Annotated in this window: 22 protein-coding genes and 1 pseudogene; 11 read left to right on the forward strand and 12 right to left on the reverse strand. The window is 72.7% G+C overall.

The window, feature by feature from the left end:
• Nucleotides 1-34: 34 nt before the first annotated feature.
• On the forward strand, nt 35-832 hold the full coding sequence (locus FHX44_RS38860; protein ID WP_246170831.1) for an FAD-binding oxidoreductase/lyase: 798 nt from the start codon (nt 35-37) through the stop codon (nt 830-832).
• On the opposite strand, the gene FHX44_RS38865 is transcribed toward FHX44_RS38860, so the two are convergent.
• The 6 genes from FHX44_RS38865 to FHX44_RS38890 all read right to left on the reverse strand — a co-directional run bounded on the left by FHX44_RS38865 (nt 812) and on the right by FHX44_RS38890 (nt 6,798).
• Nucleotides 812-1,885 (reverse strand): Gfo/Idh/MocA family protein, encoded by a 1,074-nt coding sequence (locus FHX44_RS38865; RefSeq protein ID WP_147260319.1) that lies wholly within the window; start codon nt 1,883-1,885, stop codon nt 812-814. The genes FHX44_RS38860 and FHX44_RS38865 overlap by 21 nt on opposite strands.
• Nucleotides 1,882-2,976 (reverse strand): Gfo/Idh/MocA family protein, encoded by a 1,095-nt coding sequence (locus FHX44_RS38870; RefSeq protein WP_246170832.1) that lies wholly within the window; start codon nt 2,974-2,976, stop codon nt 1,882-1,884. Before FHX44_RS38870 ends, FHX44_RS38865 begins: the two co-directional genes overlap by 4 nt.
• Nucleotides 2,973-3,662 carry a ThuA domain-containing protein gene (locus FHX44_RS38875; protein ID WP_147260322.1) on the reverse strand — a complete coding sequence of 230 codons (690 nt, stop codon included), beginning with the start codon at nt 3,660-3,662 and terminating at the stop codon, nt 2,973-2,975. The genes FHX44_RS38870 and FHX44_RS38875 overlap by 4 nt, the downstream gene beginning before the upstream one ends.
• A 10-nt stretch (nt 3,663-3,672) precedes the next feature.
• Nucleotides 3,673-4,494 (reverse strand): carbohydrate ABC transporter permease, encoded by an 822-nt coding sequence (locus tag FHX44_RS38880; RefSeq protein ID WP_212613119.1) that lies wholly within the window; start codon nt 4,492-4,494, stop codon nt 3,673-3,675.
• A gap of 91 nt (nt 4,495-4,585) precedes the next feature.
• Nucleotides 4,586-5,479 (reverse strand): carbohydrate ABC transporter permease, encoded by an 894-nt coding sequence (locus FHX44_RS38885; protein WP_147260323.1) that lies wholly within the window; start codon nt 5,477-5,479, stop codon nt 4,586-4,588.
• On the reverse strand, nt 5,476-6,798 hold the full coding sequence (locus FHX44_RS38890) for an extracellular solute-binding protein (RefSeq protein WP_246170833.1): 1,323 nt from the start codon (nt 6,796-6,798) through the stop codon (nt 5,476-5,478). The genes FHX44_RS38885 and FHX44_RS38890 overlap by 4 nt, the downstream gene beginning before the upstream one ends.
• A 303-nt stretch (nt 6,799-7,101) precedes the next feature.
• On the opposite strand from FHX44_RS38890, the gene FHX44_RS38895 reads away from it, so the two are divergent.
• From FHX44_RS38895 to FHX44_RS42525, 4 genes are all read left to right on the forward strand, one after another.
• On the forward strand, nt 7,102-8,124 hold the full coding sequence (locus FHX44_RS38895) for a LacI family DNA-binding transcriptional regulator (protein ID WP_342793517.1): 1,023 nt from the start codon (nt 7,102-7,104) through the stop codon (nt 8,122-8,124).
• Between the two features lie 66 nt (nt 8,125-8,190).
• Nucleotides 8,191-9,849 carry an alkaline phosphatase family protein gene (locus FHX44_RS38900; RefSeq protein WP_147260334.1) on the forward strand — a complete coding sequence of 553 codons (1,659 nt, stop codon included), beginning with the start codon at nt 8,191-8,193 and terminating at the stop codon, nt 9,847-9,849.
• Between the two features lie 101 nt (nt 9,850-9,950).
• Nucleotides 9,951-10,181 carry a hypothetical protein gene (locus FHX44_RS38905; RefSeq protein ID WP_147260336.1) on the forward strand — a complete coding sequence of 77 codons (231 nt, stop codon included), beginning with the start codon at nt 9,951-9,953 and terminating at the stop codon, nt 10,179-10,181.
• A gap of 84 nt (nt 10,182-10,265) precedes the next feature.
• Entirely contained in the window at nt 10,266-11,147 is an 882-nt protein-coding gene (locus tag FHX44_RS42525) for a hypothetical protein (RefSeq protein ID WP_170309221.1), read from the forward strand.
• Nucleotides 11,148-11,156: 9 nt separating this feature from the next.
• Here FHX44_RS42525 and FHX44_RS38920 read toward each other — a convergent pair whose 3' ends face one another.
• The 4 genes from FHX44_RS38920 to FHX44_RS38935 form a co-directional block, all read right to left on the reverse strand.
• Nucleotides 11,157-11,825: a methyltransferase domain-containing protein gene (locus FHX44_RS38920; protein WP_147260340.1), complete on the reverse strand. Its 669-nt coding sequence runs from the start codon at nt 11,823-11,825 to the stop codon at nt 11,157-11,159.
• Nucleotides 11,826-11,910: 85 nt separating this feature from the next.
• Nucleotides 11,911-13,434, reverse strand: coding sequence for a tripartite tricarboxylate transporter permease (locus tag FHX44_RS38925; protein ID WP_147260342.1), 1,524 nt, complete (start codon nt 13,432-13,434; stop codon nt 11,911-11,913).
• A 4-nt stretch (nt 13,435-13,438) separates the two neighbouring features.
• The gene (locus FHX44_RS38930; RefSeq protein WP_147260344.1) at nt 13,439-14,038 is read right to left on the reverse strand and encodes a tripartite tricarboxylate transporter TctB family protein; all 600 of its coding nucleotides are present in this window, start codon (nt 14,036-14,038) and stop codon (nt 13,439-13,441) included.
• Nucleotides 14,035-15,024: a Bug family tripartite tricarboxylate transporter substrate binding protein gene (locus FHX44_RS38935; protein WP_147260346.1), complete on the reverse strand. Its 990-nt coding sequence runs from the start codon at nt 15,022-15,024 to the stop codon at nt 14,035-14,037. The genes FHX44_RS38930 and FHX44_RS38935 overlap by 4 nt, the downstream gene beginning before the upstream one ends.
• A 396-nt stretch (nt 15,025-15,420) precedes the next feature.
• Between FHX44_RS38935 and FHX44_RS38940 the strand changes: the two genes are divergently transcribed.
• The 5 genes from FHX44_RS38940 to manD all read left to right on the forward strand — a co-directional run bounded on the left by FHX44_RS38940 (nt 15,421) and on the right by manD (nt 19,518).
• Complete coding sequence (locus FHX44_RS38940) at nt 15,421-17,013, forward strand: sensor histidine kinase (RefSeq protein WP_147260347.1); 1,593 nt, start codon at nt 15,421-15,423, stop codon at nt 17,011-17,013.
• A gap of 5 nt (nt 17,014-17,018) precedes the next feature.
• Nucleotides 17,019-17,687, forward strand: a complete 669-nt coding sequence (locus tag FHX44_RS38945; RefSeq protein ID WP_147261830.1) for a response regulator — start codon at nt 17,019-17,021, stop codon at nt 17,685-17,687.
• Nucleotides 17,688-17,743: 56 nt separating this feature from the next.
• A complete protein-coding gene (locus tag FHX44_RS38950) occupies nt 17,744-17,941 on the forward strand; it encodes a hypothetical protein (RefSeq protein ID WP_147260349.1) in 198 nt (65 codons plus the stop codon).
• The gene (locus tag FHX44_RS38955) at nt 17,923-18,207 is read left to right on the forward strand and encodes a type 2 periplasmic-binding domain-containing protein (protein WP_147260350.1); all 285 of its coding nucleotides are present in this window, start codon (nt 17,923-17,925) and stop codon (nt 18,205-18,207) included. The genes FHX44_RS38950 and FHX44_RS38955 overlap by 19 nt, the downstream gene beginning before the upstream one ends.
• A gap of 117 nt (nt 18,208-18,324) precedes the next feature.
• The gene (gene manD / locus FHX44_RS38960; RefSeq protein ID WP_147260352.1) at nt 18,325-19,518 is read left to right on the forward strand and encodes a D-mannonate dehydratase ManD; all 1,194 of its coding nucleotides are present in this window, start codon (nt 18,325-18,327) and stop codon (nt 19,516-19,518) included.
• A gap of 12 nt (nt 19,519-19,530) precedes the next feature.
• Here manD and FHX44_RS38965 read toward each other — a convergent pair whose 3' ends face one another.
• Nucleotides 19,531-20,466 carry a zinc-binding dehydrogenase gene (locus FHX44_RS38965; protein WP_212612850.1) on the reverse strand — a complete coding sequence of 312 codons (936 nt, stop codon included), beginning with the start codon at nt 20,464-20,466 and terminating at the stop codon, nt 19,531-19,533.
• Nucleotides 20,467-20,674: 208 nt separating this feature from the next.
• On the opposite strand from FHX44_RS38965, the pseudogene FHX44_RS38970 reads away from it, so the two are divergent.
• Nucleotides 20,675-21,897, forward strand: a pseudogene (locus FHX44_RS38970) (metal-dependent hydrolase family protein).
• Here FHX44_RS38970 and FHX44_RS38975 read toward each other — a convergent pair.
• Entirely contained in the window at nt 21,875-22,948 is a 1,074-nt protein-coding gene (locus FHX44_RS38975; protein ID WP_212612851.1) for a pyridoxal-phosphate dependent enzyme, read from the reverse strand. The pseudogene FHX44_RS38970 and the gene FHX44_RS38975 overlap by 23 nt on opposite strands.
• Nucleotides 22,949-23,026 lie beyond the last annotated feature (78 nt).

Consider the following 23,026-nt stretch of genomic DNA (forward strand, 5'->3'; position numbering starts at 1 on the left):
GGCCCGTGGGGCGGGCGTCGAGATCCGCACCGGGGTGCGGGTGACCGGCCTCGACCTCGACCACGGCGCCGTCACGGCCGTGCACACCGACCACGGCACCATCGGGTGCGAGCAGCTCGTCGTCGCCGCCGGACCATGGGTGCGCGACCTGTGGGCGATGCTCGACCTGCCGGAGCGGATCGACGTCACCGGCCGGGACGGCGTCGTGCACCGCGACCGTCCGATGTGGACCTACCTTCCGCTGCAGGAGGGCACCCTCGGGTTCGACCCGCACACGTTCCGCACGACCGACGGGGCGATGCCACCCGTGGTGCACGTCGACTCCGACCAGCCCCTGCACGACGAGGACGGCCGGCTCGTCACCGACGCGATGTGGGGCGTCTACTACAAGCCGGACTTCGCCTTCGGCGGCGTACAGGGCGGGGCCGCGCCGCTCCCGGTGCCCCGCCCGGTCGCGGACGTCGCGATCGACCCGTACGGTCCGGCCAGCCCCGAGTTCACCGTCGGTGCCGACTTCGTGCGCATGTGGACCGCGGCGCTGGCGCACTGCCACGAACGCTTCGTCGGAGCCGCCCGCCACTACCGCGACGTGCCCTCCGGTGGGATCGGAGCGTTCACCCCGGACAGCTTCCCGGTGTTCGACACCTTCCACGGCGGCAGCGCCTACGTGATCGCCGACTCGAACCACGGCTTCAAGATGCTCGGCGTGGGCGAGTTGGTGGCCGGCGAGCTGCTCGGCGAGCGCAGCGCGCAGCTGGAGCCGTTCCGATTCGCGCGCTGCCACACCGGCGAGCTGCACCCCGTGAGCAACTCACCGTTCCCCTGGAGCTAGGGGCCCGCGAGGTCCCTGCCCGCCACCGCGAAGTCCGTCACGGCAGCTCGGCGGGCCCCCTTCGACCACCCGGACACCGAGCTGGCCGGCGATCTCGGCCAGCACGTCCTGCACGGCCACCGTGTCGGCCAGCGGCATGATCTCGCTCTCGGTGTGCCCGCCGGCCACGCGCTCGTTGACCTCGGCCAGCTCGTGGGTGTAGCCCGCGCCGGTGAGCGGGGCGTCGATCGTCTCCGGGTCGTGCCCCGTGCGGTGCAGGACGATCCGGCTGGGGTAGTGGAACCGTGGCGGGACCTGGATCCAGCCGGTCGTGCCCAGCACCCGGGCCTCCCCCGGGGCGGGGCTGCGCAGCGAGGCGAACAGCTGCGCCGAGCGGCCGCCCGGGTAGCGCAGCAGCACCGACTCCTCCACGTCGACCCCGGACTCGTGCAGCACGCCGTGCGCGACCACCGCCTCCGGAGCGCCCAGCAGCATCTGGGCGAACGAGACCGGGTAGACGCCCAGGTGGAACAGCAGGCCGTCACCCTGCTCCGGTCGGAAGGACCGGGTCGCCGGGTCGACGGGGTTGCGCACCCCGAGATCCGCGGTCACCGTGCACACCTCGCCGATCGCCCCGTCGGCCACCAGCTCGCGCAGCCGGACCACGGCCGGGCAGAACCGGGTCCACATCGCCTCCATGGCGAAGCGGCCGGCCGCGCCAGCAGCCGCGACGACCTCCCGGGTCGCCGCGGGGGTGACGGTGAACGACTTCTCCACGAGCACCGCCTTGCCGGCGGCGAGCGCGGCCAGCGCCAACGCGCGGTGGGTGGGATGCGGGGTGGCCACGTAGACCACGTCCACGTCCGGGTCGTCGAGCAGCGCCCGATAGGAGCCGTGCGCCGTCGGGAGCGTCCCGCGGCCGGCCGACGCGGCGTGCCCGGCGGCGAATGCCTCCGCCCGCTCGGCCGAGCGCGAGCCGACGGCGGTGAGAACCGCATCCGGCACGTGAACCAGATCCCGCAGCACCTTGTCGGCGACCGGGCCCGGCCCGGCCACCCCCCACCGCACGGTCACCCGTGGGTGAGGTCCACCGGCCCGGGCACTGCGGCCGGGCGTTCGCAGGTGGTGGTGAGCTCCACCGACGCGTGCGTGTCGGCGGCCTGCTGCACGGACTCCATGATGTCCAGGACGTGCAGGCCCAGCTCGTCGCCCGCCCGGTGCGGGCGGCCCTCGGCGATCGCGAGTGCCATGTCCGCCAGCCCGTAGCCGCGGCCCGAGTCGACGTAGCCGGCCGTGGCCCCGATGTCCACCCAGCCGTCGTCGACCGCCGAGGCGGAGTACAGCTCGACGGGGCCTGCGAAGTGGTTCGGGTCGGGCACCGACAGCGAGCCCCCGGTGCCGTGCACCTCGATGCGGGGCAGGCGGGCGGCCCAGATGTCGAAGCTCATGATCAGCGTCGACACCGCGCCGGAGGCGTGCTCGAGGATCCCGGTGATCGTGGAGTCGACGGTCACGTCGAAGGACGTGCCCGCCTTCGGCCCCGAGCCGATGGTGCGGGTGGCGGACGGGCGGGTCGACGCGCCGACCACCCGCACGACCGGGCCCAGGAGGTGCACCAGCGACGTCAGGTAGTACGGCCCCATGTCCAGCAGCGGCCCGCCGCCCGGCTGGTAGTAGAACTCCGGGTCGGGGTGCCAGCGCTCGTGCCCCGGGGTGGTCATGAACGCCGTGGCCGAGTGCGGGGTGCCGATCCGGCCCGCGTCCACCGCGGCGCGGGCGGTCTGCACGCCCGTGCCGAGCACCGTGTCCGGCGCGCAGCCCACGCGCAGGCCTGCGCCCGCCGCCGCCTTGACGACCTCGCGGCCCTCCGCCACCGAAGTGGCCAGCGGCTTCTCGACGTACACGTGCTTGCCCGCGGCGAGCGCGGACAGCGCGACGTCGGCGTGCGTGGCCGGCAGCGTGAGGACGAGCACGGCGTCGACGTCGTCGGCCGCCAGCAGACCGGGGAAGTCGACCACCCGGGCACCGTCGTGCTGCGCGGCGAGCGCCTCGGCCCGCTCGTGCTGCAGGTCGCACACGGCGGTGACCTGCAGCTGCGGCAGCCGACCGAGGCTCGCCGAGTACTGCCCGGAGATGTTGCCGGCGCCGACGATCCCGATCCTCAACGCGCCGCCCACAGCATCCCCCGCTGGATGATCGTGGTGACGTCCTCGTTCCGGATCACGTCCATGTCGTGCCCGGGCGTGCAGACGAACACCCGGCCCTTCCCCCAGTCCCGGGTCCAGATCGCCGGCGAGGTGACCGGCCGGTGCCACGGCTCCCACTCGTTCTTGGCCAGGGTGGTGGTGGCGAGGACGGTGTTGTACTCGTCGGAGAGCACCCAGTACTGCTCGGTGACGAGGTCGAAGTCCGCGATCCCCTCCATGACCGGGTGGTCGGGGGCGGTGATCTCGACCCGGTACGGGATGAAGTAGTCCGACTGCTCGCCCGTGCGTTCCTCGGGCGCCTTCGGCGGGTGGCAGGCGAACTGCCCGCCGACCAGCTGCAGGTAGTCGCTGGAGTTGCGGTAGGAGTCGGCGATCCCGCCGTGCCACCCGGCGAGCCCCGTGCCGTTCTCGACGGCGCGCGTCAGCCCGGCGAGCTCGTCCTTCTCGATGGTGCTCATCGTCATGCACTGGACGATCAGGTCGACGCCCGCCATGTAGTCGGCGTCGGCGTACACCTTCGGCGAGTTCTCCACCCGGACCGCGAAACCGTTGGCCTGCAGGTGCGGGAGGAAGTAGTCGGTGGCCTCGACGGGATGGTGTCCTTCCCAGCCGCCGCGCACCACCAGTGCCTGCCGTTCGGTCACGGTTGTCCTTTCACTTCGAGAAGCCGGCGGTCATGCCGGCCAACAGGTGCCGCCGCCCGATCACGTACAGCGCGAGGATCGGCAGCGTCGCGAGCACCACGGACGCGAGCACGGCGGGCACGTTGATCCCGTACTCGCCCTGGAAGGCCCACAGCGCGAGCGGGAGCACCCGCAGCTCCGGGCTCTGGGTGAGCACCAGCGGCAGCAGGAACGCGTTCCACACCTGCAGGCCCTGGTAGATCGCCACCGTGATGAGCGCAGGCTGCGTCAGCGGGAACGCCAGCCGCCACATGGTGCCCCACTCGGTCGCCCCGTCCATCCGCATCGACTCGAACAGCTCGTTCGGCACGTCGCGGATGAAGTTGGCCAGGATCAGCACCGACAGCGGGATGGCGAACGCGATCGAGGGCAGGATCAGCGCGAGGTGGCTGTCGTAGAGGCTCAGCCGGATGATGATCAGGTAGACCGGGATGATCACGGCCTGCAGCGGGCAGGCCAGCCCCATCAGGAAGACGGTGTTGCTGAACCGCAGGAACCGGCCGCGCCCGCCGCGGACGATCGCGAACGCCGCCATGAACGACACCAGCACCGCGGGCACCGTCGCGCCGAGGGTCACGATCACCGAGTTCAGGAAGTACGTCAGGAAGTCGGCCTCGATCACCGCCTGGTAGTTCTCCAGGGTCGGCTCGGCGGGCAGCATGGGGTTGCTCGTGTAGTAGGCCGACTGCGGCTTGAAGCTGGTGATGACCACCCAGTAGACCGGGATGATGATGATCCCGAGCCACAGGAAGCTCGCGAAGCTCCCGAGGTAGTTGGGCCGCTCCGCGGACACCGGGCGCCGTCGCGGTGGCCGCGCCTTCCCCGGAACCGGGACGGAGACCGCCGATGGTGCGCCGGCGGCGGCGCTGGTGGGTGCGGCCACGTCAGGCTCCTTCCAGCCGGCTCTCGTTGGCGTCCTTGCCGCCCATGCGTTGGACGCCCATCGCGAGCAGCACCGCGACCACGACGATGATCAGCGCGATCACGCTCGCGGGTCCCATCATGTTGCCCCGGAACCCCCGCAGGTACATGTCGAGCGCCAGCACCCGGGTGGCGTCGCTCGGGCCGCCCATGGTGAGCACGAAGATCAGGTCGAACAGCGTCATCGACCCGGCCACGATCATCGTGGACGACGTGATGAGCGTGTACTTCAGCTGCGGCAGCGTGATCGAGAAGAACTGGCGCACCCGCCCGGCACCGTCGATCCGGGCCGCCTCGTACAGCGACGCCGGGATCTGGCGCACCGCGCCCTGGTAGATCAGGGAGTGGAAGGGGATGAACTGCCAGGACACCACGAAGACCACCGTGGCGATCGCGAGCACGGGGTCGCCCAGCCAGTTCTGCACCAGCAGCGGGATCCCCAGCGAGGCACCGAGGCCGAAGTTCGGGTCCAGCAGCGCCTTGTAGGTGATCGCGATCGCCGCCGAGCTCAACAGCAGCGGGGTGAAGTACAGCACCGCGAGCACCGTGCGGTAGCGCTGCTGGCCCGCGATGAACACCCCGACGAGGATGCTCATCGGGGTCTGCACCAGCCAGGACAGCGCCATGATCAGGAACGTGACGCCGAGCGAGTGCACCAGGCCCGGATCGGTGAGCACCGACACCCAGTTCTCGAACCCGATCGGCGTGATCTCGCCGATCCCGTTCCAGCTGGTGAAGCTCAGCAGGAGCACGCCGATCAGCGGGATGACCCCGAACGCCGTGAAGATCACCAACGCCGGCAGCACCAGCCACGCGAGCGACCCGTGCTGCCGAGCGCTGACCGAACCGCTGGTCACGACGAGGGGACCGCGTTCATGTTGGTCGCGAACTGCTCCGGGCTGATCGACAGCGAGAACAGCTGCTCGATGTTGTTGAGCATCTCGTCCGCGGGACCGGGCAGCAGCGCCTGGTCCCAGGAGTGCACCCACGACCGCGCCTGCGTGGCCGTGTCGTAGACGAACTGCTGGAACGGAGCGTCGGGACCGGAGAACTTGCTGTCGACGCCGTTGACGATCGGTACGGCGCCGCTGGCGACCCACCCGTCGACGTCCGCGTCGGTCAGCAGACCGCTCTTGAAGTACTCCCGCGCGATGGTCTTCTGCTCCTCCGACGCCTGGGAGGACAACGCCAGGAACGACGCGGGGTTGCCGACGCCGGTGCTCGGGTCGCCCGCTCCGCCCTCGATGGCCGGGAACGGGACCCAGCCGAGCTTGCCGCTCGGGACGAAGTCGCCGCCCTCCTCCTTCATCGAGCCGTAGGTCCACGCGCCGTGCAGCATCATCGCGGCGCGACCCTGGTGCAGCAGCGCCTGGTCGGCGTTGGCGTCGGCGGCGATCGACTGGAAGCCGTTGACGAACCCGTTCGCCCGGACGAGGTCCTGCACCTTCGTCAGCCCGGCGATCGCGGCCGGGTGCGACCAGGCGTTCGGCTCGCCGGCGGCGATGGCGTCGAAGACCTCGGGGCCGCCCTGGCGGTCGAACAGGAACTCCAGCCACATCATGTTGGTCCAGCGCGACTGCCCGGCGAGCGAGAACGGCGCGATCCCCGCGTTGTTGAACACCGGAACGAGCGCCATCAGCTCGTCCCACGTGGTCGGCGGTTGGGCGCCCACCTGCTCGAACAGCTGCTTGTTGTAGAACATGACGATCGGCGACACCTGCTCGCACGGCACCGCGTAGATCTTCCCGTCGATGGTGGCCGCGCCGAAGGACGTCTCGAAGCGCTTCGACTTGACGTCGGGGTTCTGGGCGAACCATTCGGTGAGGTCGTCCACCTGGCCGTTGCGCACGTAATCGCGCAGGCCGCCGCCGCCCCACGTCCAGATGATCGTGGGCGCCTGGTTCGCGCCGACCGCCGTGCGGATCCGGGTCTTGTACGCGTCGTTCTCGAAGAACGTCGCCGCGAGCTGCCCGTCGGGGTGCGCGGCGTTGAACGCGTCGACCGACGCCTTGCGAAGGCCTTCCTGCGGCTGGCCGGTGAGGTACCAGACGCTGGCCTCGCCGCTACGAGCCTGGCCGGGGCCGCTGGTGCCGCACGAGGCCAGCGCACTCATACCGAGCGGTGCGGCCATCGCCATTGCGAGGAACGACCGTCGGGAGAACCCGTTCTGATCCACGTCGATCTCCGTTGCGCCGGGCCGCATCGGTGCGGCCAGTAGAACCGGACGGCGGAGCTGCCGGTCGACAGCTCCGAAATCTTTCGAAACAACAACGTGCCCACGCACCATAGTGAGGGCGCGTTCCGGGCGTCAAGCGCCGTTATCTGGGTGATAGAACCCGAAAAGTTTCGATACAACCTTCCCCAAAGTGCTCTCTCGGGATAACGTGCGCGTGTCCACGACAGGCCGAAGGAGGCCCTCCTGACCGCATCGCAGCGGTCTGCCGGTGGCCGGCGGGCCGGACGCACCACGCTCGCGACGATCGCCGCGTCGGCGGGCGTCTCGGTCGCCACCGTCTCCAAGGTCCTGAACGGCCGGGAGGACGTCGCACCCGACACCCGCGCTCTGATCGAGGAGCTGCTACGCCGGCACGCCTACGTGTCGCCCACCGCGCGCCGCTCGGCCGGCGCGGTCCTGACCGTCGAGCTGATCGTCCACGGCGCGTTCGGCGCCTACTCGACAGAGGTGATCGAGGGGGTGGTGCACGCGGGCGAGGAGGCGGGCGCCTCGATCGTGATCGGCCAGCTCGGCGACGACCGCCTGCCCGTTGGCTCGGCCCACGACTGGGCACGCCGCCTCGCGAGCAGCGGGCGCGCCGGCGTCATCGTCGTGACCGGCGCGCTCACCAGCGCCCACATCGACGCCCTCGCGCTCACCGGCATTCCCCTCGTCGTCCTCGACCCCATGAGCCTCCCCCGGGTCGAGGTCACCAGCGTCGGGTCCACGAACTTCGCGGGCGGGCTGTCCGCCACCCAGCACCTGCTCGCGCTCGGGCACCGGCGCATCGGCTACGTCGGCGGGCCTGCGGGCTCGGGCTGCAACCAGGCCCGCCTGCACGGATACCGCGCCGCGCTCGAGAACGCCGGGATCACCGCCGATCCCGCGCTCGTGCACAACGAGCACTTCACCTACGACGTCGGGCTGCGCGCCGGCGCCCGGCTGCTGGACCTGCCGGACCGGCCCACCGCCGTCGTCGGCGGGAGCGACACGATCGCCATGGGCATCATCGAGGCCGCCCGCGTGCGCGGCCTGCGGGTCCCCGAGGACCTCTCCGTCACAGGCTTCGACGACACCGAGCTCGCCCGCATGGCTTCTCCCCCGCTCACGGTCATCCGCCAGCCGCTGCGGGAGATGGGCCGCGTCGCGGTCAAGACCGTGCTGCAGATGGCGGCCGGGGCGGCGCTCGACTCCCACCACGTCGAGCTCGCCACGGAGCTGGTCGTCCGCAGCACGACGGCTCCGCTGGAAGGCGCCCCGCCGAGGGCGGCCCGGCCGGCGGGCTGAACCCGGCGCCGCCTCCCGCCGTGTGTCTACCCGGGGTCATATCCCGCAGACGCAAGGAGGCCCGGGTTGTCGTTCGTCACCGGTACACCGGCGCACCACCCCGTGGCCGGCCGGGTGCTCACCGCGCTCGCCGCCACGATCGTGTTCGGGGCGCTGCTCCTGCCGAACGACATCGACATGATCACGCCCGCCGCGTTCCTCCGCGTCCCCGCCGAGGCGATACTCGCCGCCACCCTCGTGCTCGCCGTCCCCACGCGGATCCGGCCGGTCCTGACGGCGCTGATCGGGGCGGGCCTCGGCGCGGTGACCATCCTCAAGGTCCTCGACATGGGCTTCTTCGCCACGCTGAACCGCCCGTTCGACCTGCTGTCGGACTGGCAGAACCTCGCCAATGCCGCGATCTTCGTGAAGCAGGCCGCCGGCGAGGGCGGAGCGATGGCGGCGGGCGTGGCGGCCGCGATGCTCGCCGTCGCCGTCGTCGCCCTCACGACGTGGGCGGTCGGGCGACTCGCCCGGCACGTCGTGGTGCCGCACCGGCAGGCGGCGATCGCCACCATCGCGGTGGCCACGGCCGTGTGGACCGCGTGTCTCACGACCGGCACGAGGTTGGTGCCCGACGTCGATCTCGCCTCCGACAGCACCGCCACGCTCGCCCTGTACCGGGCGCTGGAGGTCCGCAGCGACGTGCTGGACCTGGAGCGGTTCGAGACGGAGGTCCCGGTCGACCCGTTCCGGACCACCCCCGACGACCGGCTGCTCGCCGGCCTGCAGGGCAAGGACGTCGTGTTCGCGTTCGTCGAGAGCTACGGGCGTGTCGCGCTCGAGGACCCCCGGCTCGGCCCGCCGATCCACTCCCTGCTCGACGAGGGGACCAAGCAGCTGGAGGACGCCGGGTTCGGGGCGCGCAGCGCGTACCTCACCTCGCCGACCACCGGGGCGGGCAGCTGGCTCGCCCACGCCACCTTCCTGTCCGGCCTGTGGGTCGACAGCCAGCACCGCCACGACGCCCTCGAACACACCGACCGGCAGACGCTCATCACCGACTTCGGCCGCGCGGGCTGGCGCACCGTCGGCGTGATGCCCGGGGTGTTCCTCGACTGGCCGGAGGGAGCCTGGTACCGCTACGACCAGATCTACGACTTCTCCCAGCTCGGCTACCAGGGCCCGCGGATGAGCTTCGCGACCATGCCCGACCAGTACACCCTCAAGGCCTTCGAGGAGCTCGAACGCTCACGGGCCGACCGCGGCCCGGTGATGGCCGAGATCCCGCTCGTCACCAGCCACGCCCCGTGGACCCCGCTCCCGCCGTTCCTGGACTGGGACAAGGTCGGCGACGGCTCGGTCTACGACTACCTCGACGGGCAGACCGAACAGCCCGAGGCCATCCTGACCCGCGACCCGGCCACCGTGCGCGAGGACTACCGCCGCAGCATCGAGTACTCGCTCACGAGCCTGATCTCCTACGTGCAGACCTACGGCGACGACGACCTCGTGGTCGTGCTGCTGGGTGATCACCAGCCCTCCCCGATCGTCACCGGCCCCACCGAGAACCGCGACGTCCCGATCACGATCGTCGCCAAGGACCCCGCGGTGCTGGACCAGGTCTCCGACTGGCACTGGCAGGACGGGCTGCGGCCCGGCCCGCACGCCCCGGTGTGGCGGATGGACGCCTTCCGCCACGAGCTCCTGACCGCGTTCGGCGACAACGCGACTCACCGCCGCTAGCCCGGCCGCCGTGATCAGCGCTGTTCCGGCGGGCCGCCGCGCTGAACGCGATCGACTCCATCGGTAGCGCGGTAGCTCTGCTGATCTTCGGGAGGTGCACCGTGGCGCATTTCCGCGTTCACACCGAGACCGGCGCCCGCCTGTCCCTCCTCGTCCTCGCCGTCGCAACGGCCGCGATCGCGCCGGCGGAATTCCTGCTCGACCTCGTCGTCAACGCTCCGGTGTCGGTGCTCGCAACGCTGGTGATCGTCGTTCTCGCCTTTGTCATGGATCTGAGCTGGAACAGGCACGCGCACGCCGAACCCACGAGAGCGGCGGGCCGGCACCGTTGACACCTCGATCGCGCACGATTGCCGGATCCGATTCACCCGGTTCGGGCGACGCCCGTAATCGGGCGGATGAGGACGATCCGCTGAGTGACCATTGTGCGCGGACCACTCGGCAGGCCTCGGGTCGTTCTTCTCGCGGGTGTTCTCGGGCTGGCAGTCTCCGCCTGTGGCGGCGGTGGGCCTCCCGCCTCGACCGCGCAGGCCACCGATGAGCTGCCCGCACCATCGCTCACCGCCCGGCCCACGGTCGAGCTCCCCGAGCTCTCGTTCACCCCGCCGGTGCGGGCGACCACGCCCGAGGAGTCCCCGGATCAACCGCCGCGGACCGCGGTCGCGCTACCGACGCGTTCCGAGGCGTTGCTCCCCACACAGGACCCGTCACCGGCCCCGACCCCCGCGCAGGCGGAGACGACCGGATCGGCGCCGGCCACGACCGCCGCTCCGGCAGAGCCGACCCCGGCGCCCGCCGCGGCGGCTCCAGCCGAACCGTCGTCCACCTCCACCCCGAGCTGGCTCTGGTGGCTGCTCGGCCTGCTGGTCGTCGCCGCCGTGGTGATCATCGTTGCGTCGGCCCGCGCCCGGCGGGCGAAGGCCTGGGCCGCTCGGCTCGACGCCGTGGTGGCGGAGACGACGTGGCTGGCCCACGAGCTGCTCCCGAACACGCTCAGCAGTCAGGACGCCGCTGCGCGTCTCGCCACCTGGACCGCCTACCGACCCCGGGTGGAGACGCTCACGACCAACCTGAACGAGGTTGCGGCGTCGGCTCCGGAAGACCGGCGGGCCGGCGTCGACCAGCTGCGGGCCGCGGTCTTCGAGCTGCGCTCCGCGACCGACGCCTACACGGGGGCCCGTCCCCCTGCCGACGCCGAGAGCCTCGGCGCCGTGCGAGGGGCCCAGCGCTGGACCGAGGAGGCCCTTCGCACGATCGGACGGGCGCCGGACAGCCGGCCGGACCAGCCCGTGGGCTAGCTCGGACTCTCACCGCTTCGGCCGTGGAGCACACTCGACGAGGAGCATCTGGTCCCCGCCCCGCTGGAACCGGTAGGGCACATCCCGGAGGTGTGACCGGCAGCCGACATCGTCCAGCTCGGCCCGCAGGCGGTCGAGGAACGCCACCGGATCCCCGGTGCCCTGGACGACGACCGGGAAGATCCGGACCTCGCGGCGGGCCACGCGGACGAGCTCGGCCAGCGCACGCCGGTGCCAGTCCTCGCCCAGCTGATCGGCCCAGGTGAACAGCAGGTGGGAGCACAGCACGAGGTCGACGGCGCCGGAGGCCAGCGGCAGGTCGGGCAGCGCACCGGCGACGTACCGCTCGGGGCGCCCTTCCAGGTCGGCGAGGAAGAGCTCGGCCGCCTCCCTCCGCATCTCCGCGCGTCGGGCGGGGCTGCCGTACCAGCCCCATTCGAACCGGTCCGCGTTCCGCTCGATCATCCGATCGCCCTCGTCGAGCCCCGTGCGCACCCGCACCGCCAACTCACCGGGGCCCAGCGCGTAGGCGGGGTCGACGGCGACGACCCGGCCGCCGGTCTCGGCGGCGAAGCTGGCTCCTCCCGCGCAGCAGTCGAGGATCGGCCCCGCCAGGTCGTCGGGGGTGAGGTCGAACATCGCGTGGTACTCCGCGGCCGACCGGGAGGTGACGAGCACGGGTCCGTCCTACCGGCCACGCCGGACGTCAGCAAAGCCACTTTCACGACGTCTCGCGCCATCAAAGTGGCTTTGCTGACACGCCTCAGACGCCCACGCGCTCCCGCGGCGGTGGAGGCGGCACGTCCGCATCACGCCTCCTCAGTTTCCCGACCAGCGGGAACAGCAGCAGGGCCGCGATCACCAGGTACACCACCACCGACAGGGGCGTGGAGACCAGCGTGGTGACGTCGCCGTCCGCGAGCTGCAGGGCGCGGCGCAGCTGCAGCTCGGCGTCGGGCCCGAGGATCACGCCGATGATCGCCGGGAGCACCGGGAGCCCGTAGCGGCGCATGAGGAACCCGACCGCACCGATCGCGAGCAGCACCAGCAGGTCGACGGGCTGACCGCTCACCGCGTAGGCGCCGACGCAGGCGAAGAACAGGATGCCCGCGTAGAGGTACGGCCGCGGGATGCGCAGCAGCTTCGCCCACACCGGCGCGAGCGGCAGGTTCAGCACCAGCAGCAGCACGAGCCCGATGAAGAGGCTCGCGATGAGCGTCCACACCAGGTCCGGCTCGTTCTCGAACAGCAGCGGGCCGGGCTGGATGCCGAACTGCTGGAACGCCGCGAGCATGACGGCGGCGATCGCCGTGGTCGGCAGGCCGAGCGTGAGCATCGTGGCGAGCGTGCCCGCCGACGACGCGCTGGCCGCCGCCTCCGGTCCGGCGACGCCCTCGATCGCGCCCTTCCCGAACTCGTCCCGACGCCGGGAGAGCCGGCGCTCGGCCACGTACGACATGAACGTCGACATCTCCGCGCCACCGGCGGGGATCGATCCGAACGTGAACCCGATGAAGGGCCCACGCAGCCACGGCCTCCAGGTGCGGCGCAGGTCGTCGCGCGACAGCCACGGCCGCCCCACCGGGATCGGCCGGTCGACGGTGCGTCGCAGGTGCGCGGCCACCCACAGCGCCTCGCCCACCGCGAACAGCCCCACCGCGACGATCACGACGTCGATGCCGTCGGCGAGCTGCGGGATGCCGAACGTCAGGCGCGGCTGGCCGGAGAGGGGGTCGAGCCCGACCAGGCCGATCGTCAGGCCGATCGCGAGCGCCGCGAAGCCGCGCACCCGGGAGCTGCCGAGCACCGAGGTGACGGCGACGAACGCCAGCACCATGATCGCGAAGAAATCGGGGGCGCCGATGTCGACCGCGACCGAGGCCACCAGCGGCGCGAGCAGCACCAGCCCGAGTGCACCTGCGATGCCGCCGATGAAGTGCCCGATCGCGGCGGCGGCGAGCGCCTGCGCGCCGCGGCCGGACCGCGCCATCGGGTTGCCCTCGATCGCCGCCATGACCGACGCGCTCTCGCCGGGGGTGTTGAGCAGGATCGATGTGGTCGACCCGCCGAACATGGCCCCGAAGTAGATGCCGGCGAACAGGATGAACGCGCCGGTCGGGTCGAACGCGTACGTGACGGGCAGCAGGAGCGCCACCGCCATCGCCGGGCCGATGCCGGGCAGCACGCCGATCGCGGTGCCCAGCAGCACGCCGATCGCCGAGAACAGCAGGTTGGCCGGCGTCAGCGCCTGGCCGAAGCCCTCGAAGAGGAGGGTGAGGTTCTCCATCACGTCAGATCAGCCCCATGAGCGGTCCGCCGGGCAGGTCCACGCCGAGCAGCGCGTCGAACACGAGCCACGTCGCCAGCGAGACGCCCGCGGCGATCAGCAGGTCGCGCGGGAAGGCGCGCGAGCCGAGGGCGTAGGTCGCGCCCCAGAACAGCACGGTGCCGGCGATCGGCCAGCCGAGCAGCGGGATGAGCGCCGCGGTCGCGACGATCACGCCGGCGAGGATCAGCACGGTGCGCTTGTCGGCGGGCACGGCCAGGTCGATGTCCTCCCCCGCCTCGGCCTCGCCGTGGCCACCCCGGAGCACGTCGAGCGTGAGCAGCACGGCGAGCAGCAGGAGCAGGCCGCCCAGCAGGAACGGCACGGCGTTCGGGCCGAGCGGGTCGGAGGCGTTGCCGGAACGGGGTGCGGTGAGGACGTCGGCGAGCACGAGGACGCCGGTCGCGAGCAGCAGGGCCGACACGCCCAGCTCGGAGTGCTCGCGCAGCCACGGAACGAACGCGCGCCGTGCCGTTGATTCGCCCGTTGATTCGCCCGTTGATTCGCCCGTTGATTCGCCCGTTGATTCGCGCTGTGCCGTTGATTCGCTCGCGAGCTCGCTCATGCCACCAACCCCAGGTTCCGCAGGACACCGGCGACGCGGTCGTTCTCGGACCGCAGGAACGCCGCGAAGTCGTCACCGGGCAGGAACGCGTCCTGCCAGCCGTTGCGCTCGAGGGCTTCCTTCCACTCCCGCGACTCCCGCAGCGTCGTGAACGCCGCCACCAGCTCGGCGCGACCTTCGTCGCTGAGCCCCGGCGGCGCCACGATGCCGCGCCAGTTGGCGAACTCGACGTTCACGCCCGCCTCCTTCAAGGTGGGCGCGTCGACGCCGGGTACGCGCTGCGCCGCGGTGACCGCCAGCACGCGCAGCTCGCCCGCCTCGATCTGGTCGGCGTACTCCGACAGCCCGGAGACGCCGAACGCGACCTTGCCGCCGAGCACCGCGGCGAGCAGCTCACCGCCGCCGTCGTAGGAGACGTAGTTGACGGTGCGCGGGTCGATCCCCATGCCTTCGGCCATGAGCATCGGCGCGAGGTGGTCCGGCCCGCCCGGGCTGGACCCGCCACCGACGGGCACCGCGCCCGGGTCGGCCCGCCAGGCCGCCGCGAGGTCGTCGAAGGTGCGCAGCGGCGAGTCCTTGCCGACGACGACGATCTCGGTCTCCTGCGTGAGCCGCGCGATCGGCGTGGTGTCGGTGAGCGTCGCGGGCGAGTCGTTGGTGTACACCGAGCCGACGACGCCAAGGCCCATCGACATGACGAGCCGGTCGTTGCCGCTCTCGTTGACCGTGCGGCCGAGCCCGACCGTGCCGCCCGCGCCCGGGAGGTTGAAGACCTCCACGGCGCCGGTGACCCCGGCGTCCTCCATCGCCTTGGCCGCCGTGCGCGCCGTGATGTCGTAGCCACCGCCGGGCGCGTTGGGCACCAGGAACCGCAGGCCACGCAGCTGCGTGCCGTCGCCGCCGCCGGTGAGCCCGCCGACCGCCGGCGGCACCAGCAGCACCGCGGCCAGCGCCGCGAGCACCGCGACCACACTCCGGGTCCGCATGTGTCTCCCTCTCCGTCGAGGTATGTCGTGGCGCACATCGTGAGCTGCGACGACGCTCCTGTCTGCCTTGCTCGCACATCGGTCGTTGTGGTCGTTATGGTCACGGCTCGACGCCCCGATCGAGGTCGACCGCGCCGACCGCTCGCGGGCCGGCGCCGTCCTGCGGGGAGGCGCGCAGGGATCGAGGCGCGAGCAGGCCGACGCGGTCCCGCGGGGGAGGCGCGCAGGGAGCGAGGAACGAGCGACCGAGCACCGGAGGAGCGGGACCGCGTCTCGAGGGCCTGCGAGCCGCCGGAGCGAAGCGGAGGCAATCAAATCAACACGAGCGACCGAGCACCGGAGGAGCAGGGCGGCGCCTCAAAGGCCCGCGAGCCCGCCGAAGCGGAGCGGAGGCAGTTGAGCACAGGACGGACGCTCGCACGGCAGTTCCTGGGCTGGCAGCTCGGGATCGTGGGGCTGCTGCTCGCCGCCGTCACCGCGCTCGCGGTGGTGCAGTCGGATGCGGCGTTCCGGGAGACGCAGGGGCGGCGGATGCTGTCGGTGGCCGAGGACGTGGCGGCCACCGCGGGCGTGCGGGAGAGCCTCGCTGCCCGCAGCTTCGGCCCCCTGCCCGCACTCGGGACGAGCGCGCGCAACCTGTCCGGCGCCGACGAGATCGTGATCGTCGACGCCGACCTCGTGGTGCGCAGCGCCGCCGACCCGGCGCAGGTGGGCGAGCCGTTCCCGGTCGGGGAGAGCACCGCGCCTGCCGGGCGGGCGTGGGTCGGCAACCCGGACGGGCGGACGGTCGTGGCGCAGGTACCCGTGCTCGCCGACGACGGGCGCGTCGTCGGGCTCGTGGCCGCCCGGGTCGAGGCGCCGCCGCTGCTGACCGGGCTCGTGGCGGCGCCCGGACCGGCCGCGGCGCTGGTGGGGGTCGCGGTCGTGCTCGGGGTGGCCGGCTCACTGCTGCTCGCCCGGCGCGTGCGCCGGCAGACCCTCGGCCTCGAACCGGCCGAGATCGTGGAGCTGGTACAGCGGCGCGAGGCGATGCTGCTCGGGGTGAAGGAGGGTGTGCTCGGGCTCGACCGCGCCCACCGGATCACCCTGCTCAACGCCGCGGCGGAGGAGCTGCTCGGGATCGACGCCGTCGGCACCCGGGTCGATCACCTCGGCCTGGACGACCGGTTGCGCGACGTCCTCACCGGCACCGCGGTCGGCGCCGACCAGGTGGTGCTGCACGACACGCGCGTGCTGGTGCTCAACCGGATGCCGGTGGTGGTGGACGGCGCCACCGTCGGTGCCGTCGTCACGCTCAGGGACCGCACGGAGCTGGCCGCCCTCGAGGACCGGCTCGACGCGTCCCGCCACGTCACCGACACGCTGCGGGCGCAGGCGCACGAGTTCACCAACCGCCTGCATACGATCGCCGGGCTCACCGAGCTCGGCGAGCACGAGGAGGTGCGGCGGTTCGTGGCGGGGATCGTGGCCGGGTCGGACCAGTGGCGCCGCGAGGTCACCGCGAGCGTCGGGGACGCCGCCGTGGCCGCGCTGCTGGTGGCCAAGGCGAGCCTCGCCACCGAGCGCGGCGCCGAGCTGCGGCTCGCGCCCGGCAGCCGGCTCGACGCGGTCGACCCCGCGCGGGATCCCGCCCTGTCGGCCGACCTGGTGACGGTGCTGGGCAACCTCGTCGACAACGCGCTCGACGCCGCCGGCCCCGGATGGGTGGAGATCGCGTTCGCGACGGAGCCCGACGCCGTGCGCGTGACCGTCCGCGACTCCGGCCCCGGCGTGGCGTCCGAGCTGGTCGAGGAGGTGTTCCGGCACGGCTTCAGCACCAAGGCAGCCGAGCACGACACCGGCGGGCGTGGACTCGGGCTCGCGCTGGCCCGCCAGGTGTGCCTGCGCCGCGGGGGGACGATCACCCTGCACAACGACGGCGGCCCGGGCCTCGCCGGCGCCGTGTTCACCGCCTGCCTGCCGCTCGCCCCCGCCCAGGTGCCCGCCTGATGGACATGCGGGTGCTCGTCGTCGACGACGACTTCATGGTCGCCCGCGTGCACAGCGGGTACGTCGCGCGGATCCCCGGCTGCGAGGTGGTCGGGGTCGCCCACACGGGCGCCGACGCCGTCCGGCTGGCCGGCGAGCTGCGGCCCGACCTCGTGCTGCTGGACGTCTACCTGCCCGACCGGTCCGGGATCGAGGTGCTGCGCGAGCTGCGCACCGGCTCCCCGGACGACCCGTTCGTGCTCGTGATCACCGCGGCCGACGACCCGGGCACCGTGACCGCCGCGCTGCACGGCGGCGCCACGCACTACCTCGTGAAGCCGTTCGACGCGGCCGTCCTGCGCGAGCACGTGGAGCGGGTGGCGCGGGTGCGCGGGCGGCTCGCCGGGCTGGAGCGTGCCGCGCAGGACGACATCGACAGCCTGTTCGGCGGTCGCCACGGCGGCACGACGCGGCTGCCCAAGGGCCTCACCGCACCGACGGCCCGGCTGGTGGAGCAGGTTCTGCGCGGGCACGACGGCGACCTGTCCGCGGCCGAGTGCGCCGAGCTCACGGAGCTGTCGCGGGTGAGCGCGCGCCGCTACCTGGAGCACTTCGTCGCCACCGGCGCGGCCACCGTCAGGCTGCGGTACGGCGGCACGGGGCGGCCCGAGCGCCGGTATCGCTGGAGCGGCTGATCGAGATCTGTCGTAGGGTCCGAAGAGGACATCAGACAAGTCCGCGAGGGGGCGGCGTGCTACGACGACGGGACGTCCTGCGGGCCGCTGGTGTCGGTGCGCTCGCCGGGCTCGCAGGCTGTGCCCGCTCCGGCGACGGGCCGGACGGCGATCTGCGGCTGTTGCTGAACAACCACGTGTGGAACGCGGCGATCAGGGAGCGGATCGGCGAGTTCGAGGATCTCGCCACCGGCGGGTGGTCGTCTCCACGATGACGGCCGACCAGCTCTCGTCCACCTACAACGTCAAGCTCAACGCGAGCGCGCCGGACATCGACGTGATGATGTACCGGCCCCTGCAGGAGCAGCTGCTCTTCGCCCGCAACGGCTGGCTCGCCGATCTCACCGACCTCGTCAGCGGCGACGCCGAGTACGACTGGGCGGACGTGCAGGAGGGCGCACGGGAGCGGGTCACCACCGAGGGCCGCGTGTTCGGCGTACCGATCATCACCGAGCGGCCCACGCCGACTGGGGCGGGCTGATGGCCGCCTCCACGCTGATGAGCGTCCCCGTCGTGCTCGCCGCCGTCTTCGGGCAGCGCTACCTCATCGCCGGGGCTCACCGCCGGCGCCACCAAGGGATAACGAGAAAGGATCTCCATGCGGATCGCAGGCGCCGACGTCATCGTCACCTGCCCGGGACGCAACTTCGTCACCCTCGAGATCACCACCGACGACGGCCTCGTCGGCTACGGCGACGCCACCCTGAACGGCCGCGAGCTGTCCGTGGCCAGCTACCTGCGCGACCACGTCGTCCCCCTGCTGATCGACCGCGACGCCCACCGGATCGAGGACACCTGGCAGTACCTCTACCGCGGCGCCTACTGGCGGCGCGGGCCGGTGACCATGGCGGCCATCGCCGCCGTCGACGTGGCGCTGTGGGACATCAAGGCCAAGGCCGCCGGCATGCCGCTCTACCAGCTGCTCGGTGGGGCCAGCCGCACCGGGATCATGGCCTACGGGCACGCGAGCGGCCGCGACCTGCCGGAGGTGCTGGACTCGATCCGGGCGCGCCGGGAGGAAGGCTTCCGGTCGATCCGCGTGCAGTCCGGCGTGCCCGGCCTGGACACGATCTACGGCATCGGGAACCCCCTCGACCGCACCGGCCTGCCCAACGAGGAGGTCTGGGACACCCCCGCGTACCTGCGCCACCTGCCGACGGTGTTCGAGGCGGTCCGGGGCGAGTTCGGCCCCGAACTGCCGCTGCTGCACGACGTGCACCACCGGCTCACCCCGATCCAGGCGGCGAAGCTCGGCAAGGCCCTCGAGCCGTACGACCTGTTCTGGCTGGAGGACTGCACGCCCGCCGAGAACCAGGAGGGCCTGCGGCTGGTCCGCCAGCACACGACCACCCCGCTGGCGATCGGCGAGGTCTTCAACACGGTCTTCGACTACCAGACCCTGATCCGCGAGCAGCTGATCGACTACGTCCGCTCCGCCGTGACCCACACCGGTGGGATCACCGCCATGCGCAAGCTCTTCGACTACGCCGCGCTGCACCAGGTGAAGTCCGGCATCCACGGCCCCACCGACATCTCCCCCGTCGGCATGGCCGCCGGCCTGCACCTGGACCTCGCGATCCACAACTTCGGCATCCAGGAGTTCGCGCCGCACACCGCCGAGACCTACGAGGTGTTCCGCCGCTCCTACACCTTCGACGACGGCTACCTGCACCCCGGCGAGACCCCCGGCATCGGCGTCACGGTCGACAAGGAGGCCGCGGCGAAGTTCAAGTACTCGCCGTCCTACCTCCCGGTGAACCGCCTCCAGGACGGCACCGTCCACGACTGGTGACGTTCGGGGCCGCTACAGCGCGAGCACCGTCTTCAGGCGGCCCGCCGTCGGGGTGCAGGCCGCCGTGTAGGCGGCCGCGGCATCCGTCGCGGGACGCACGTCGGTGACCAGCTCCTCGGCCACCTGCGGGAACTCGTGCAGGTGCGCCAGCGCCCGGCCCAGCACCGCGCGCCGGTCGTGGGTGAGGCCACCGATGACCCGCAGGTTCCGCCGAACGACGTCGTAGACGTCGATCGGGTACGCGTCCCGCACCGGGATGCCGAAGCAGTAGACGGTGCCGTGGTCGGCGACCCCGCGCACGGCATGGGTGACGGTGGCGGTCTGGTGGCCCACGGCCTCGACGACCACGTCGGGCCGGTCGGTCCCACCGAGCGACTCCGACCACCGCAGGCTGTCGGTCACCAGCACCTCGTCGAGGCCGAACGCGGCGGCGTGGGCGGTGCGGTCGACCGGGTCGACACCGACCACCGTTGCCGCGCCCCGCTGCCGCAGCGCCCACGCGAACAGCATGCCGATGGAGCCGAGCCCGAGCACAGCGGCCCGCTTGCCCCGCAGGTCGCCCAGCTGGTCGACCGCGTAGAGGACGCAGGCCAGCGGCTGCGCCACGATCGCCTGCGCGCGGTGGCCGTCGCCGTCGACGGGGTGCAGTCCGGAACCGGCGGTGACCACGAGCTCGGCCAGCGCGTCCGCCGCCGACGCCCAACCGACCACCCGCTCCCCGACCGCCACGGCGGAGTCGCGGGAGGCGTGCACGCGCCCGACGATCTCGTGCAGCGGGAAGCCCGGTGGCGCGCCCGCAGGCCGTCCCCGCTCCACCACCGGCCGCCCGCCCGCCCGGAAGTAGGGCAGGTCGCTGCCGCAGATGCCGCCGTGCTCCAGCGCCACGAGCACCTCCCCCGGGCGCAGGTCGCCCGCGGCCGGGGCGGGCACCTCCACCGGTTGGAACATCGACGGACCGGTCAGCTGCTGCGCCCACACATGATCTGCCTACCGCGCCACCGGACGGCTGCCAAGCCCGGCGCCCTCGCGGCGACGGCACGACGGCGCAACGCGTTGCCGAGATCGAGAAGCGGACCATACGCTGCCGCGGTGCCCCTGCCGGCCCGACCGGACCGCCTCCCGCAGAGCCGTCCCCGAGAACGCGTGGAGGTGTGACGTGACCGCGGGCTCGCTGCTGCTCCGCAACGCCCTGCTGCTCGACCCCGCCGAGGGCAGCTACGTCGAGGGCGACCTCCGCTGCGCCGACGGCCGGATCGTCGAGATCGGCACCGGCCTCAGGGCACCGGACGCGCGCGTCGAGGACGTCGGAGGCGCGGTGGTGATCCCGGGCCTGATCGACGCGCACGTGCACGTCACCGCGCTGACCGCGGACCTCGGCTCGCGCTGTCGCCGTCGTACGTCGCCGCCCACAGCACGCGGATCATGGGGCAGATGCTCGACCGCGGGTTCACCACGGTCCGCGACGCCTCCGGCGCCGACTACGGGCTCGCCGACGCGCAGGCCGAAGGCCTGATCCGCGGGCCGCGCCTGCTGTTCTGCGGGCGCGCCCTCAGCCAGACCGGCGGGCACGGGGACGGCCGCGCCCGCGGCACCCACCGCCACGACGACCACCCGTGCTGCGCGGGCCTGGGCCGGATCGCCGACGGCGTCGACGCCGTGCGCGCCGCGGCCCGCGACGAGCTGCGCAAGGGCGCCCACCACATCAAGGTGATGGCCTCCGGCGGCGTCGCCTCGCCCACCGACCGCATCGACTCCACCCAGTACTCGCTCGAGGAGCTGCGGGCCATCGCCGAGGAGGCCGAGGCGGCCAACCGGTACGTGGCCGCCCACGCCTACACCGCGCGCGCCGTGAACCGCGCCCTCGAGGTGGGGATCCGGTCGATCGAGCACGGCAACCTCCTCGACCACCGCAGCGTCGAGCTGTTCCGCGAGCGCGACGCCTTCCTCGTCCCGACGCTGGTGACCTACTGGGCCCTGGAGCAGGAGGGCCGCGAGTTCGGGCTCCCCGAGTCGAGCTGGCGCAAGGTCGACGAGGTGCTCGGCGCCGGCCTCGAGGCCCTCGACCGCGCCGCGCGCGGCGGCGTCAAGCTCGCCTACGGCACCGACCTCCTCGGCGGTATGCACCGCCACCAGAAGCACGAGTTCCGCCTGCGCGCCGAGGTGCAGCAGCCGCTCGAGATCCTCCGCTCGGCCACCTCGGTGGCGGCCGACCTCGTGAACATGGCCGGTGAGATCGGCATGCTGCGGCCCGGCGCGCACGCCGACCTCCTCGTGCTCGACGGCGATCCGCTCGCCGACATCGGCGTGCTGGTGGATCCCGAGCACCTCCGGCACGTCGTGCAGGGGGGCGAGATCGTCAGCCGGTCCCGTCCGTGCTGAGCACCGCGATGCACGAGTCCTCGTCGACCCCGAGCGCCTCCCGGGCGCCGGGCTCGGCCATGGCCCGCTCCAGCCCGGCGAGCGCCGCGCCACCGCAGGCCCCCGCCGCGACGCCCGCGGCGTGCAGCTCGCCGGCCGCGGTGAGTGCCGCCTCGTCGGCGACGGCGGTCGCGGCCGCCACCCGCGCGCTCAGCACCGGCCACGCCGCAGCGGAGACGGTGCCTGCGTTGAGCCCGGCCATGACGGTCCGGCCGGTGCGGACGGTGTGTGGCTCGCCGTGGGTGAGGCTCGTGAGCAGGCACGCCGCCTGCGCCGGCTCGACGGTCAGCAGCCGCGCGGCGCCATACGTCGCGGTCGCGAGGGCCAGCGAGCCGACGCCCACCGGCACGACCAGGACGTCGGGTTCACGCCCGAGCTGGGTGCGGACCTCGTGCAACAGGGTCGCGTAGCCCTCCACCACCCACCCGGGGACCTCACCGTCGTCCGTGCCGTTCGCGGTGTCCTGCACCAGCACCGCGTCGCGCTCCGCCGCCGCGGCGGAGCGCGCCTCCCGCACCGCGTCGTCGTAGTCGCCGTCGACGCCGACCACGTCGGCGCCCTCCCCCTCGATCGCCGCGCGCAGGAGTGTGGGCGTCGCCGCGGGCACCCAGATCCGGGCGGGCACACCGAGCAGGCGGGCGGTGCGCGCGACGGCGCGGCCGTGGTTGCCCGCGGTGGCCGTGCAGAGCAGGACCCGGGCGGCCGACTCCGCGACGCGGCGGCGGATCGCGTCGGGGTCGAGCGAGTCCGCGCCGACCCGTTCCCGGACCGCCCGCGCCGCCGCCCAGGACGCCCCGAGCATCTTGAACGCCGGCAGCCCGAAGCGGTCCGACTCGTCCTTCACCAGCACGCGCCCGACCCGCAGCCGCGCCGCGACCTCCGGCAGCTCCACGAGCGGGGTGGGCGCGTAACCGGGCAGCAGGCGGTGGAACGGGAGCAGCCCGTCCGGCAGCGGGCGCGGATGGGACCCGGCCTGCGGGTCGGGCCGCCACCAGAGGGCGGGCGTCGTCACGCAGCGAACGATCTCATGCTGGACAGGGCCCACGATCCGCCGGAAGATCGCGAGTACTCCCCGACGAGGTGGATCCGG

The organism is Pseudonocardia hierapolitana (genome assembly GCF_007994075.1).
Taxonomy (GTDB): Bacteria; Actinomycetota; Actinomycetes; order Mycobacteriales; family Pseudonocardiaceae; genus Pseudonocardia; species Pseudonocardia hierapolitana.

Coding starts and splice junctions, on each gene's coding strand:
- FHX44_RS38935 (WP_147260346.1), bottom strand. CDS start 15,024: ATGCGGACCCGGAGTGTGGTCGCGGTGCTCGCGGCGCTGGCCGCGGTG.
- FHX44_RS38925 (WP_147260342.1), bottom strand. CDS start 13,434: ATGGAGAACCTCACCCTCCTCTTCGAGGGCTTCGGCCAGGCGCTGACG.
- manD (WP_147260352.1), top strand. CDS start 18,325: ATGCGGATCGCAGGCGCCGACGTCATCGTCACCTGCCCGGGACGCAAC.
- FHX44_RS38945 (WP_147261830.1), top strand. CDS start 17,019: ATGCGGGTGCTCGTCGTCGACGACGACTTCATGGTCGCCCGCGTGCAC.
- FHX44_RS38930 (WP_147260344.1), bottom strand. CDS start 14,038: ATGAGCGAGCTCGCGAGCGAATCAACGGCACAGCGCGAATCAACGGGC.
- FHX44_RS38965 (WP_212612850.1), bottom strand. CDS start 20,466: ATGTTCCAACCGGTGGAGGTGCCCGCCCCGGCCGCGGGCGACCTGCGC.